The organism is Clostridium tertium (assembly GCF_017873245.1).
In the GTDB taxonomy this organism is placed as follows: Bacteria; Bacillota; Clostridia; order Clostridiales; family Clostridiaceae; genus Clostridium; species Clostridium tertium.
Genome location: NZ_JAGGJY010000002.1, coordinates 246,612 through 260,592, shown reverse-complemented (window position 1 = coordinate 260,592; position 13,981 = coordinate 246,612). Strand labels below are relative to the sequence as shown.

General features: G+C 30.5%; 9 protein-coding genes. All 9 read left to right on the top strand.

Annotated elements, in window-relative coordinates; genetic code table 11:
* Positions 1-30 precede the first annotated feature (30 nt).
* The 9 genes from J2Z25_RS04170 (at position 31) to J2Z25_RS04130 (ending at position 13,959) form a co-directional block, all read left to right on the top strand.
* Positions 31-1,548 carry a response regulator transcription factor gene (locus tag J2Z25_RS04170; protein ID WP_209738569.1) on the top strand — a complete coding sequence of 506 codons (1,518 nt, stop codon included), beginning with the start codon at positions 31-33 and terminating at the stop codon, positions 1,546-1,548.
* Positions 1,541-3,175 (top strand): sensor histidine kinase, encoded by a 1,635-nt coding sequence (locus J2Z25_RS04165; RefSeq protein WP_209738567.1) that lies wholly within the window; start codon positions 1,541-1,543, stop codon positions 3,173-3,175. The genes J2Z25_RS04170 and J2Z25_RS04165 overlap by 8 nt, the downstream gene beginning before the upstream one ends.
* A 348-nt stretch (positions 3,176-3,523) precedes the next feature.
* On the top strand, positions 3,524-4,813 hold the full coding sequence (locus J2Z25_RS04160; RefSeq protein WP_209738565.1) for an ABC transporter substrate-binding protein: 1,290 nt from the start codon (positions 3,524-3,526) through the stop codon (positions 4,811-4,813).
* Positions 4,814-4,871: 58 nt separating this feature from the next.
* Positions 4,872-5,762, top strand: a complete 891-nt coding sequence (locus J2Z25_RS04155) for a carbohydrate ABC transporter permease (RefSeq protein ID WP_066891321.1) — start codon at positions 4,872-4,874, stop codon at positions 5,760-5,762.
* Positions 5,759-6,604: a carbohydrate ABC transporter permease gene (locus tag J2Z25_RS04150; protein WP_209738563.1), complete on the top strand. Its 846-nt coding sequence runs from the start codon at positions 5,759-5,761 to the stop codon at positions 6,602-6,604. The genes J2Z25_RS04155 and J2Z25_RS04150 overlap by 4 nt, the downstream gene beginning before the upstream one ends.
* Before the next feature lie 5 nt (positions 6,605-6,609).
* A complete protein-coding gene (locus tag J2Z25_RS04145) occupies positions 6,610-8,532 on the top strand; it encodes a hypothetical protein (RefSeq protein ID WP_209738561.1) in 1,923 nt (640 codons plus the stop codon).
* A gap of 19 nt (positions 8,533-8,551) precedes the next feature.
* Positions 8,552-10,384: a hypothetical protein gene (locus J2Z25_RS04140; RefSeq protein ID WP_209738559.1), complete on the top strand. Its 1,833-nt coding sequence runs from the start codon at positions 8,552-8,554 to the stop codon at positions 10,382-10,384.
* Positions 10,357-10,569, top strand: a complete 213-nt coding sequence (locus J2Z25_RS04135) for a hypothetical protein (protein ID WP_066891333.1) — start codon at positions 10,357-10,359, stop codon at positions 10,567-10,569. The genes J2Z25_RS04140 and J2Z25_RS04135 overlap by 28 nt, the downstream gene beginning before the upstream one ends.
* A gap of 141 nt (positions 10,570-10,710) precedes the next feature.
* Complete coding sequence (locus J2Z25_RS04130) at positions 10,711-13,959, top strand: bacterial Ig-like domain-containing protein (RefSeq protein ID WP_209738557.1); 3,249 nt, start codon at positions 10,711-10,713, stop codon at positions 13,957-13,959.
* Positions 13,960-13,981: the final 22 nt, after the last annotated feature.

The window sequence follows — 13,981 nt, the reverse complement described above, 5'->3', positions numbered from 1 at the left end:
TATGAGTATAAGCTTGAGGGAAGTGGGACAATGTACAAAATTTTAATTGTTGATGATGAGAATAATGAGAGAATGGGCTTACAGAGACTAATTAGCAAGTATCAATATCCATTAGAAGTGAGACAAGCTCCAAATGGGAAGATTGCTTTAGATATAATGGAAAAAGAGGATATTGATATTTTGCTTACAGATATTAAGATGCCTTTTATGACAGGAATTGAACTTATTGAGCAGGTAAATAAAAGAGGATTAAATCCAATTTGTATTATATATAGTGCTTATGGAGAATTTGAATATGCGCAAAATGCCATTCAATTAGGTGTTCTTCAGTACCTTTTAAAGCCAATTAAATTAGAGAAGTTTGAAAAGCTTTTTAATAAGGTTATGGAAATATGTAAGGAAAAAAGCACGCAAAAAGTTAGAAATGAACAGTTAAAGAAAACTTTAAAATCTATTGAAGATGAAAAGTATGCACAAAGAATTTTAAGATACTTAGAGCTGGAATATGGAGAAGAAAAGTTTAACGAACTTGAAGAAACTTTTTGTCCAATTATAATATCTTTATATTCATCTTTAATATTTAATTACTGGGAAAATTATGAACAAGATATATTAAATTTAGTTGGACAAGATACTTTATTTATTAATAAAAGTGATACTCAGTTTTTAATTTTAATAAGAAATAAAGATTTAACTTCCAAGCAGATTTCAGAAATCTGCAAAACTTTTATTAAAATATCGAAAAATAAGTATCAATCAGAGGTGTATATTGTAGCAGGTAATTCTTGTAAAGGTATTAAAAAATTAAAAGAAGAGTATATAAAAATGTCCAATCAATTAGACTATCAATTTTTTGTGTCTAAAAGTATGTTTTTTATTCATAATGAAAACGGTGTAATTAGGAAAACAAGCGAAATGCTTTCTTTGTATTTTGAAAGAATACTAACATTTGCTAAGTTGAAAGATTATCAGGGGATGAGTGATGAGTTTAAAAAAGCTTTTGAGTATGTAGAAGAATCAGAAGGCTTTACTTCTCTTTATATAAAATATAATTTTTCGGAAGCTATAAAAAAATGCTGTGAAATTCTTCATAGTGAAGAACGAATGATGGAGATAGTTGAGGAGATATATGGAGCTAGTTCTATTATGCAATTAAAAGAATCTATTTTTAGTTTAATAGATACTTTATCTAAATATGGAAATAAGCAAGGTGATGAAAATAGACTTATTGTTCTAGCAAAAAGCATTGTTCATGAAAGATTTAGCGATTACAATTTAAATGTTTCACAAATTGCAGAAGATATGGAGATGTCAGCGGCATATTTAAGTACTCTTTTTAAAACGGAGACAAACCAAAATCTTGCAAAGTATATTTCTCAATATAGAATGGAAAAGGCAAAAGACTTACTTAAAACTACAAATATGAAGATTGCTGATGTTTCAAAAAAGGTAGGATATATGAATCCATCATACTTTATATCATTATTTAAAAATAATGTAGGGTGTAGTCCTGCTAAGTACAGGGAGAAGTATTTTGATAATGAATAATAAAGTAAAATCTTTTCGTGAGCAATTAAAAAGGTCATTTATAGTGGTGGTTGTTATACCAGTTTTATTTCTTGGGGCTTTTATGTTTTATTCATCTTTTCAATTTATCGAAAAACAAATGTTAAATGAAAGTATGAATTTAGTTAAACAAAGTACTATGGATATGAAAAATAGAATTGAAGTTTGTGATGATTCACTACGGTACTTAGCTGCAAATTATGATTTAAGGGATTTTCTTTTAATTAATAGACAAAATTATTTAGATATAAGTAGATCATCTAAAAATATTAGAGAATTAATTTATAACGTTCTTATGGTAAATAGATACTATAAATCATTAACTATATATACAGATAAAGAATTTTATGTTTTAACGGATTTTGTTAAAGTATCATCTGATGTAGAAAATGAGGAGTGGTATAAAAATGTAGTTAAATCGGAAGGCAGTTATTGGTGGCGTGAAGGAGATAAAGTGTTTTTAGGAAGAAAAATAATGGCTGCATATCCTCCAAGTCCAATTGGAGTTATTAAAGTAGAAATAAAAAATGATATGTTTTTAGATAGTTTTCGTATATTTCAAAATATCCCAATCAGAATAGAGGTTAAAGATAAGAAAGAATCATTCTATAATTATATAGATTCACAATGGGATGAAAATCCTAGATTCAGAACTGGAGATGATTTGGGAGTTAGTGATTGGAAGATTTCATATGAAATTGATGAAAGCTACTATGAGGACTATATGAGAATAAGTTTAGGAACACCTATTTTAGTTATACTTATAGTCTTAATATTAGTTTGGTTTTTAATACATTATTTCCCGAGACGATTGACTAGAGATTTATCTTCTTTAGTTGAACAAATAGAAGAAGTACAAAAAGGAAATCTTGATGTTTCTATTAATTTATCAGAGACTACAGAAATTAATATTTTGGTAACCAGTATACAAAATTTAATTAATAAGATTAAGCAGTTAATTAGAGAAGTTTATACAAAAGAAATTGAAAGACAAAACTTAGAATTAGACTTATTACAATCAAAAATGAATCCACATTTTTTATATAACAATTTGTCAGCAATTAATTGGATTGCACTAGAAAATGGGCAAGAAAAAATTTATGTTATAGCAACTGAGTTAGCTAATTTTTATAGAACGGCTTTAAATAAAGGGAAAAATATTGATAAGCTTTTTATAGAAATAGAAAATATTAAAGCCTATATTAATTTGCAGCTTATTTCTCATGAAAATTCTTTTACTGTAAAGTACGATATTGATGAGAAATTGCTAAAGAAAGAAGTTCCGCTTTTTATTTTGCAACCTTTAGTGGAAAATGCAATTGAGCATGGTATTGATCAGCTATGGGGAGAAAAAGGAAAAATTGAAATAGCCATTGAAAAATATGGAGAGTGGCTTCAGATGAAAGTTCATGATAATGGAACAGAGTTATACGATAAAATAGGAGAAGCTGAGTTACCTGAAGATAAGTTTGGGTATGGAACTAGTAATGTACAAAAGAGAATTAAATTATTATATGGAAGTGAAAGTGGACTAAAAATACGGGCAAATAAATTCGGAACAACTGCAATTATAAGGTTTCGAGTTGAGCATTTAAGAAAAATAATGTGATAAAATTAAAAGCCTTTAAACTGATAAGCTTCTTCAGTTTAAAGGCTCATTTTTTTAGTGAATTTTATATTGAAATAAGTGATTTGTGTTGTTAATTATAAAATTAATATAAAAATTTAAATATGAAATATAAAAAAATTGATATATTTCTATAAAGATTTGGATAGAAGGAGTACACAAATAAACTTAAAATATAAGTATAGAATAAATCAAAGAAAACGTATAGAAGGTTCATTGAAAACGTATAAAGGTATTTTATAGTATTGCTCATTATTCTTTTCAGCTATAGAAAAGAATAATGTTTATATAACTTAACATAATGTATAAGAGTGAAAGGGGAAAAGTATTATGAAGAAAAAAATAATAAGCGCTTTAGTTAGTGCGGCATTAGCAACAACTATGCTTGCTGGATGTGGTAATAGTAGTAATGGAGGTGCCTCTAATAAAGAAGAGGGGAAAGGTGGTACTACAGTTACAATGACTGGATGGTACACAGAAGAAAATATGGCACCTGTACTTGAAAAAGTAAATAAGATGCTAGATGGTAAATACACTGTTGAGTACACTTACATCAATCTTGATGAATACAACAATGTAATAAGTACCCAGCTAGCAGCAGGAGAAGGTCCAGATATTTTGACAGATGGAACAAACTTCCCAGCAAGAATTAAAGCAGGTAACTTAAAGGATCTTACAGGATCTGAGTATCTAAATGGAATAAATGAAGCCGGATTAACATTATCTACTTCCGAAGATGGAAAAGTATATGGTATCCCTTCATATGGATGGTTCTCAGGACTTTGGTATAACAAAGAGATTTTTGAAAAGAACAATATTACTGAATTACCTCAAACCTTTGATGAATTTGTAGCTGTTTGTGACAAGTTAAAAGCTGCTGGAGTTCAGCCACTTGGATTTGGACTAGCAGATGGTGACCAAGCTATGCACTCATTAATGGGATATATAGAAAATACATTCTATCAAACAAGTGAAGAAGGTAAGAAGTTTGATGAAGAGTTCTCTTATGGAGAAAAGAAGATGGATGGTACTCTAAACAAATATGTTAAGGATTGGAGTATATTAATTGAAAAAGGATATATCACACCTGAAATGGTTGGTACTTCTAATGAGCAAGCATTAAGCAACTTTATTTCTGGAAAAACAGCAATGTTTAATGCAGGACCTTGGTATTATGCAAATCTAAAGGATGCAAACATGAACGTAGGTATGATGCCACATCTTGGAAAAACAGCAGATGTTAAGTATATGCTTGGTGGACCAGCAGCAAGTTTTGGTATTAATGTAAATACTAAAAATGAAGAAGGTTCAGAGGCAGTTATGGCAGCACTTGCTTCTGTAGAAATACAACAAGCATTTGCAGATGCAAACGAAGGAAGCTTTAGTTACAAAGAAGGCGTAAAAGTAGATATGCCAGCTGAATACGAAGCAGTAAAACCTGTTTTAGAAGCAGGAAATGTAGCATGTAGCTGGGAACGTTGGGGAGTAAATATGCCAGCTCAAACTTTAGTTGATGAATTATTATCACAACTTCAAGGTCTTGTAACAGGAGACTTAACTGTAGACGATTTTGTAAAAGCTTTAGATAGTAGAGCAGATGCAATAAGATATAAAAATTAGGAATATGAAATAAAAAGTCTGACAATGATGCCAGACTTTTTATTCCAAAGGAGGTACTATGAATAGGAAATTAAAAATAAAAAGTAATCTGCCATATATACTAATGGCACTTCCGGCTGTAGTATTATTTGTTACATTTTTCATAATCCCATTGATTTTTACCGGAAGATACAGCTTTTATAACTGGACTAACTATTCACAGGATATTCCATTTATTGGTTTAACCAATTATAAAGCTATATTGGGAGACACAACACTTTTTATAGGTATTAAGAACTCATTGATTTATGCATTTTCAACAGTAATTCTTCAAAGCTTCATTGCTTTACCTGTTGCAGTTTTACTTAATAAGAAGTTTAGAGGAAGAAACTTTTTTCGTGCATTATTCTTTTGTCCAGCAGTACTAAGTACTTTGGTTGTAGGATACTTATGGAAGTACTTACTTTCAGCAAGTGATTTTGGATTTGTAAATCAAGTATTAGTTAATCTTGGATTTGATAAAGTGAACTTTTTAGGAAATGGTAAAATTGCACTTGCAGTTATCATATTAACTCAAGTATGGCAATGGTTTGGATGGTCTATGGTTATATACCTTGGAAATCTTCAAAGCATAAGTGATGACTTATATGAAGCTGCATCTATTGATGGAGCAGGTACTTTAAAGCAGTTCTGGCATATTACTATTCCAGGATTAGCTCCAGCAATTAAAATAAACTTAATTAATGGAACAATAGCAGGGTTAAAGGTGTTTGATATAGTACTATCTATGACCGGTGGGGGACCAGCACATAAAACAGATACAATTCTTACTTTGATGTTTGCTAAATTCTCAGAAGGTAATTATGGATATGCATCAGCATTTGGTATTGTATTTCTAATTGTTAGTATGATTGTTGCATGTATCATGCTTGGAGTATTTGGAAAATGGGAGAGGAGGCTTGGACAATGACGATGAAAAAGAAAAATAAAAAAATAATAGCGAATACAGCAAAATATATAGCATTAGGTTTTCTTTCAATAATAGTGATTATTCCTATTTATTATTTAGTTGTTACTACATTTAAAACATCAACTGAAGCAGCAGTAGCACCTATGGCATTGCCATCACATATAGATTTTAGTGGATATGTGAATGCATTTCAAAAAATGCAATATCCAAGAGCATTTAAAAACACATTAATTATAACAGGTTGTTCAGTAGTAGGCCTTATTATAGTTTCTTCTATGTGTGGATATGTACTTAATAGAAAAGGAAAACATAAAGTTGCACAAAGCGTTTTTCTTCTTATTTTATCAGGAATGATGTTCCCATATCAGATGTCTATTCTTGGATTATATAAAGTAATTCAACAAATGCATCTTATGAACTCACTATTTGGTGTAATTTTAATAAATATTGCAATTAATATACCTTTTGCAACATTCTTAATTAAGAGTTTTGTAAATACAATTCCAATTGAATTAGAGGAAGCAGCTAAAATTGATGGGTGCGGAACCTTTAGAACGTTTTGGACTATTACATTCCCACTAATGAAGCCAACAATTGCAACGGTTGCAATTTTAAATACACTTACAATTTGGAACGATTTTATGGGACCACTTTATTTCTTACAATCACGTGAAAATAACGTAATTCTTCAAGAAGTATATAGAAATATTGGACAGTTCTCTACAGATTGGACTAGCTTATTCCCAATGATGGTACTTGGTGTTCTTCCGCTAGTTGTATTCTATCTGTTTATGCAAAGATATATTATAGGCGGAGTTATGAATGGATCAGTGAAAGGATAAAGAAAATGAAAGAGTTAGTAAATGAAAAATTTATAATAAAGTCAGATAAAGAAAATAAACTTATTTTTTTAGGACATAAAAGTGATGTAACTAATATGAATTGGATAGAAGGAAAAGAAAAGTGGGGAACTACTTTTTGTCCTGAAGGAATTAAGTTTTCAATAGAGAGAAAATTCACAGAGGATGGAAACTTAAGAGAAAAATATAGTTTTAAAAATACTACAGAATTTCCTATTGGTTTTAAAAGAACTGATATTGGAATTTACACAACTTTTAATGATAACTATGAAGATACAGATATTTGTATAGAAGAAAAATGCCATGCTCATATTTTTTGTGGAGAAGAAGCCTTTTATGTTATGGCTATGCAAATGGGAGGTAGAGCTCCTCACTTAGGAATGAAGGTTATAAAAGGAAGTATTGTATCTTATAGTGTAGAACGTGACTTAAGTGAAGAAAGCAATGACAGAGGAGATTTTATTCTACATCCAGACTTACCTATTTTACAACCTGAAGAAACTGTAGAAGTAGAATGGGAGCTTTTCTGGTTTTTAGATAAAGAAGATTTTAGAAAAAAGCTTATGGAAACTCATGGTTTCCCTGTAGTAAATTCAAAGCAATTTACTTATTTTATAGGAGAAACTATAAAGTTTGATGTAGTGGCAGCAGGAGTTTTCAAAGAAGAAGAAATTGAAATTAAATATAAGAACAGAAAAATTCCATTTGTATTAAGATATGAGGGAGATACTACTATAGTTACCTGTGAATATCTAGTAAATTCTGCAGAGGAAATTAAAATTGAAATAAAATTTTCAGAAAGAACTACACATGCAAACTTTCTTGGTCGTAAACCTTTATACGAAATGATAGAGGAAAGATGCCGTTTTATTGTGGAAAAACAACAGTATCATAAAGAAGGAAGTTTTCTAGATGGAGCTTATTTAATTTATGATAATGAAGAGAAAAAGCAATATTACAGTCATTTAGATGATCATAATGGAGGACGTGAGAGAATTTGTATGGGAATACTTCTTGCAATATACTTGCAAAAGAAAGAAAATGCAGCTTTTCTTAAGAGTCTTAAGAAATATATAAGTTATATTTATAGAGAACTTTATGATTATAAGACTGGATTTGTGTACAATGATGTAAATCGAAATTTAGATTGGCATAGGTTATACAATTATCCCTGGATGTCTGTATTTCAATTAGAGTTATATCGTTTGTTTAAAGATAAAAAATACTTAGGTGATTCCTTCCATACAATGGAGCGTTATTATAAGGAAGGTGGAGGAAAGTTTTATGGAATTGCAATTCCAGCAATAGAGTTATTAAACTATCTTAAACTAGAAAATATGAAAGAAGAGGCAGAGGCATTTGAAAAAGATTTTACAGCACATGCTCTTCATATTTTAGAAAATGGATTGCATTATCCACCATTTGAAGTACGTTATGAACAAAGTATAGTGGCTCCTGCTGTTAGTTGTCTTATTCAGGCTTATGAGATTACAAAAAATAAACGATTTTTAGAAGAGGCTGAAAAACAAATGGCAGTTCTTGAATTATTTAATGGAGAGCAACCAGACTATAATCAATATGAAGTTGCTATAAGACATTGGGACGGTAGATGGTTTGGAAAGTATAGAAATTACGGAGATACATACCCACATTATTGGAGTTCATTAACAGGAATGGACTTTATACAGTATAGCAAAATTATGGGTAATGAAAAATATAAAGAAAAAGCAAAGGCTTCTTTTAGAGGATGTTTAAGTTTGTTTGGAACAGATGGAAGTGCTTCCTGTGCAATGGTGTATCCAGAAATGGTTAATGGGAAAAAAGGACATTATTACGATCCATGGGCAAATGACCAGGATTGGGCCCTTTATTTTGCACTAAGATATGAAGAAGCAACTATAGGAAAATAGAAGTTTGGAGAGGTAAACTATGAGTAAATTAATTTTAAATGTTATTCACAGACCTGAAATGGTTCCAGAATATGCTGAAAAGGTAACGGGACATGGAAAGGAAGAAGATATATCTAGAGAATCTCTATTAACAGAAAGTTTAGATATATTTAAGACACAACAAGAAATTGCACATAAAAATGGAATAAAAACAACAATACAAATGACGTATGCTAGTTTGTTTAATGATGAAGCAGTAAATTTAGCAAAAGAACATCATGAAAAATATGGTGATGAAATTTCTCTAACTTTATTAGGATTACCATGTGAAGAGTTTAGAAAAAAATACAAAACTAAAGATTTTTGTATTTGGATGTTCTCAATGGAAGATAAAAAAGCAATAGTAAAAGATGTATTTGAAAAGTTCTATGAAAGATTTGGGTTTTATCCAGAATCTACAGGAAGCTATTATATAGATGCAGAACTTATGAATTACATTAAAGCTGAGTATCCATCAGTAAAATCAGCTGTTGCAACTTGTTGGGAGGAAGGGCCTAAGGCTTATAGAACTTGTAATAATTCTTGGTACACATTATTTGATGGAGGTCCTTGGAATCCATGGATTCCTTCAAAACAAAACACTCATGCTCCAGCAGCTAATGAAGAAGAAGACTGCGGTATAGTTGCAATACCACATCTTTCAAGAGACTTAATGGCATGCTTTGATGGAAATGGGTCAAATTTTGGAACTCATCCTCAAAATGTACTAAGAGGGATGATTTATCAAGACGGAGAGTATCCATATTTATATAATTTAATTGATCAATATAGAAGCTTAGAAAAATATAACAGAGGTTATGCATATAACATGATGTTTGTGGGACCTGGTTGGATGAATAAAATGGGACGTTGGGAAGCTCCATATGAATTGCTTTTAAAGAGTTATGAAGATGGAATGGCATATTACGGAAAGCTTAAAAAAGAAGGAGAACTTGAAGACCTTACTATGAGTGAATTTGCTGATCATTATAGAGCAACTCATACTTATGAGCAACCAGAATGTGCAATGTGGAAGGATATTCTATATGGTTCAGATAAACAATATTTCTGGTATGCAGATCCATACATGAGAACTTGTCTTGATATGAATCAAGGAGGAGCAATTATTGATTTACGTCCTTATGCAGCAAAACTTGAATGGCCAGTTGGAATTGGGACAAAGCATGTTCAAGATGCAAGCTATCCATTCTTAATTCAAGCCAATTATAGAGCAGGATATTTTACACACTATGCTGGTGAAGGAACAGTAAAGAGCTTAAAGGTAAGTTACAAAGGAGAAGAAGTAGACCTTTGTTTATGTAGAACTAAGGGCAATTATAGTGAAGATGGAAAGAAACATATTGTGACTATGGATCCTGTAACTATTGAATTTTCAGATTTAACTATTGAAATAACTTCTACTTTTATATTTGAAGAAGGAAGCTCTAAAATAGAAATTATCCGTGAGGTAACAAATAGTAGTAATCCTGATGCACAGGTTGAATTTAATGAATATATGACAGCATGCTATGGAACAACTGAATATCCAGAAGATATGAGTAATGTTGTTCTTACAGTTAAAAATGAAGAAAAAATTGAAGAAATAAAATATTCATATAAGTGCAGAGAAACAGAACTTCAATCAGCCAATGAAGTTTGTGCAATTATCCCTGAAATTGAAACTAAGGTAACAGTTACTCCTGATGGAAAAGACATGGAAGGATATTATAGAGAAGGATATGCATTTAGTCCTATGTTTACTTTAGGTCTTAAAAAAGAATTAAAGAAAGGACAGGTGATGAGAACATGGCTCAATCTACAAAAGGAAAACTAAATTATAGATGTCCATCTTGCTTTATGAGAGATTTGGATATAGACATGTTTTATGACAAGGAAAAGAAAGAATATTATTGCTTAAGATGTTGTTACACAGGAAGCGAAGAAGATGTAAAAGCAAAGAATCAAATGGCAAGATTTAGATATAGGAGTATGATGAAACGTTATACTAAGTTTGACTAATAAAGGGATTGACTGAGTAAAAAAGGGGATTAGCTTAAGTTTATCTTTTGTGAAATATTCTACTAATAGATAAAAAATAGAATAAAAGCACAGAGGATAAACTTAATTAATAATAAATTATTTATTAAAGGAGAGGAAAAGATGAGTCAAAAAACAAGAAAAATAATATCTTTTTTTATGTTTCTATGTTTTAGTATTGTATTGATAAAGCCTTTTAAGGTTCAAGCAGCTACTATACCATACGATGAACTAAAAATTGATAAAGATGGGTTAAAGAAAGTTTATGACACATTATTTAATGAAAGCCTTGCAAAAGAAAATGTGAAAACGATATCTGAAGGAGATGCTCAAAGTCATCCAGTTGCTATGGTTAAATTAGAAAATGGTAAGGTTGCATATTATGTTGATGGTAAACCATACTATCCATTAGCAGTTGAAACTGGCTGGTGGGATACACGTGTAGATAACAATGGCAAAATGAGTTATAATGATCCTTCCGACGTAGGCGATGACTTTAAAGATATTACAGATGAAGAGTGGAATTCATATTTTTCAGATATGAATAATATGGGATTTAATACAGTGCAATTAATGACTTATTGGAGAGACTGGGAACCTGTACAAGGTCAATATGATTTTACATTTTTAAATCATGTAACAAATCTTGCAGCACAAAATGGATTAAAAACAGAATTAATTTTATTTTTCCATAGTCAAACAGATAATATACCAAGAGTAATGGATAAATTCTGGGGATATGATATGGATAACCAAGAGATTAATGGTAAAGAATATTCTTTATCAATGCAATGGGGAAATAGTTTAACATCAGCAGAAGATATTAGAAATCATAGAGATAGATATAATCAAGCTGGGATAGAAAATTTTTTAGAATATTGGCATCCAGAAGTATTTAAGGGCGTTACAAATGCATTAGAAGCACTAGGAAGAAATTTTAAGGATTCATCTAATGTTATAGGATACCAAATTGGAAATGAAGAAGGATTTAATTTTTATGTAGATGGTGGAGATGATAAGAATCCATACTATAAAGAAATAAAGAAAATGTATGAAGCAGATGAAAATAATGCGGGAAAGAATACTGATACATTCCGTGCTGATTTAATTAATAATTTATGGAAAGCTTTTAGTAATGCACTTCACAAAGGGGATCCATATAAACCAACTACAACAAATATACAAAGTGGACATACAGAAAAGCAAGGAATTATGTATGGAGATTTTTCAAACGACGGAACAACTATAGATTTCTATAAAAGTGTTGATATGATTGGTAGCATGTTCTATGGTAGTGCTGCTTCTCTTTATCCTAATCTTGATAAGGTTTACAATACTTATAAAACAGAAGGTATTGAAAATACTTATGCAACAGGTTTTCCAATTTTATTCCCAACTGAAATTAGTGGGACTATGAATGATGGAAGTGTTGCAAAGCAAATTACAGCTCAAACTATAGCAAGAGGTGGACAAGGAATAGGTATATATTGCTATGGAGAGTTTTATGATAATTTTGAAAAGAATGGAATGAAGTACCCTAAACCTGTTCTTGGAACTATTGAAACAATGCTTCAAATTTTAAAAGATAATATAGATATAATTCATTCAGGTGTACCTGTAACAAAAGAACTTACAAGTAACATTTTTATGGAGATAAAGTCTAATGAAAATATACAAGGAAAACCTACATTAAATGTGCTTGAAGGAATAGATGGAAAAGGATTAGGAGTATTACATTTTCCAGGAAACTCAAATGCAGGGAATTCTTCACCAGCTAATATAAATAGAACTATAACAATTGCTCTTTTAGCAAAGGAGCCGGGAAACTATAAAGTAAATATAGCTAAAACAGATGGAACTGTGGATGTGAAAATAGTTAATGTCCAAGAGGCTAATGGAGAGGCTGAATTTACAATAGATACAACTGGTTTAGATGTTTCTTATATTACAGCTGAAAAAACAGATGAAACAGAAATTGGTGAAGGTACTTTAGAATCCATTGAAATTTATGGGAAGATAACAAAAACAGAATATACTTTAAATGAAGAGTTTGATCCAACAACCATTAAGATTAGAGCAAAATATAGTAATGGATTAGTAAAACTTCTTAATGGAGAAAATGAAATTCAATTTGTTGGTTTTGACTCAGAAACAGTAGGAGAAAAGACAGTTACAGCCCAATATAAAGGAAAAGAAGTTAGTTTTAAGGTTTTTGTGAAAGAATCTGATTATTATACAAATATGAGAGAGGTTGCTTCATCTCAATTAGAATTGTTATTTGATGGGGTAATAGATAACGGAGATAGTGGAAATTTTAAAGCAGAAGCAACAGATTTAGAAAAAATGAGATCTGGAGATGCGTTTATTGAATATAACTTTAAAGAAAAAGTTCAATTAAATGGCATTGATATGTGGACTAACTATGGATCTGACCAAGGTATAAAGAAATTTAAGGTTGCAACCTTAAATGAAAATGGAGAATGGGTTTTCGTAAAAGATGAAGATGGAGTATTAGATAAGGAATTTACTTTAAATTGGACTACTAAAGTAGAGGATTGTGAGAAGTTAGGAGTTACATTTAATCATGTTACCACAAATAAAGTTAGAATTTATGTAACTGAAGTTGGGAATACCTGGGGAAGTAAGTTCGCAATGCGCGAAATTAAGTTTAATACAGAAGAAATATCAGTGCCAGCTCCTGTTTTAGATGGAATAGAAGTAAAATTACCAAATAAGACAGAATATGTTGTTGGTGAAGATTTAAACTTAGAAGGAATGCAAGTAACAGCAAATTACAGTGACGGAAGTAAAGAAGATGTAACAGGAAAAGTAGAAGTTACTGGGTACAATGGAAAATTAACAGGGGAACAAATAATAACAGTAAAATATCAAGAAAAGATAGCTGAATTTAAAGTTACAGTAAAAGAAAAAAGTTTACCAGAAGAGATAGTATTAACGGATATTGAAATAATAGCACCTAAAAAAGTAGAATATAAATTAGGTGAAAAACTTAATCTTGAAGGAATGAAGGTTACAGCAAAATACAGTAATGGAAGAGTAAAAGATGTTGCTTTAGATAATCTTTTAATAAGTGATTTAGATTCTACAACCGTAGGAGAGAAGATTATTACTGTGAAATATGAAGGAAAAGTGGCAGAGTTTAAAGTTATAGTAAAATCAGAAGCAGGAAGTCAAAGCAAGCCTTCAGACAATGATAAGCCATTAACTGATATTAATGTAAGTAATGAAAGTGCTGATGGACAAAGTAGTGAAACTTTACCATCAACAGGTGGAAATTCACCAATAGCTGTAGGATTATTAGGAACAATAATTTCTTTAGCTGGTGTATTTATGATAAAAAGAAAAAACTAATTTTTTAGAATAGTAAATGAAC

Excerpts from the sequence above, each read along its gene's own strand:
- J2Z25_RS04160 (WP_209738565.1), top strand. The coding sequence starts at position 3,524 with ATGAAGAAAAAAATAATAAGCGCTTTAGTTAGTGCGGCATTAGCAACA.
- J2Z25_RS04145 (WP_209738561.1), top strand. The coding sequence starts at position 6,610 with ATGAAAGAGTTAGTAAATGAAAAATTTATAATAAAGTCAGATAAAGAA.
- J2Z25_RS04155 (WP_066891321.1), top strand. The coding sequence starts at position 4,872 with ATGAATAGGAAATTAAAAATAAAAAGTAATCTGCCATATATACTAATG.
- J2Z25_RS04140 (WP_209738559.1), top strand. The coding sequence starts at position 8,552 with ATGAGTAAATTAATTTTAAATGTTATTCACAGACCTGAAATGGTTCCA.
- J2Z25_RS04130 (WP_209738557.1), top strand. The coding sequence starts at position 10,711 with ATGAGTCAAAAAACAAGAAAAATAATATCTTTTTTTATGTTTCTATGT.
- J2Z25_RS04150 (WP_209738563.1), top strand. The coding sequence starts at position 5,759 with ATGACGATGAAAAAGAAAAATAAAAAAATAATAGCGAATACAGCAAAA.
- J2Z25_RS04135 (WP_066891333.1), top strand. The coding sequence starts at position 10,357 with ATGGCTCAATCTACAAAAGGAAAACTAAATTATAGATGTCCATCTTGC.
- J2Z25_RS04170 (WP_209738569.1), top strand. The coding sequence starts at position 31 with ATGTACAAAATTTTAATTGTTGATGATGAGAATAATGAGAGAATGGGC.
- J2Z25_RS04165 (WP_209738567.1), top strand. The coding sequence starts at position 1,541 with ATGAATAATAAAGTAAAATCTTTTCGTGAGCAATTAAAAAGGTCATTT.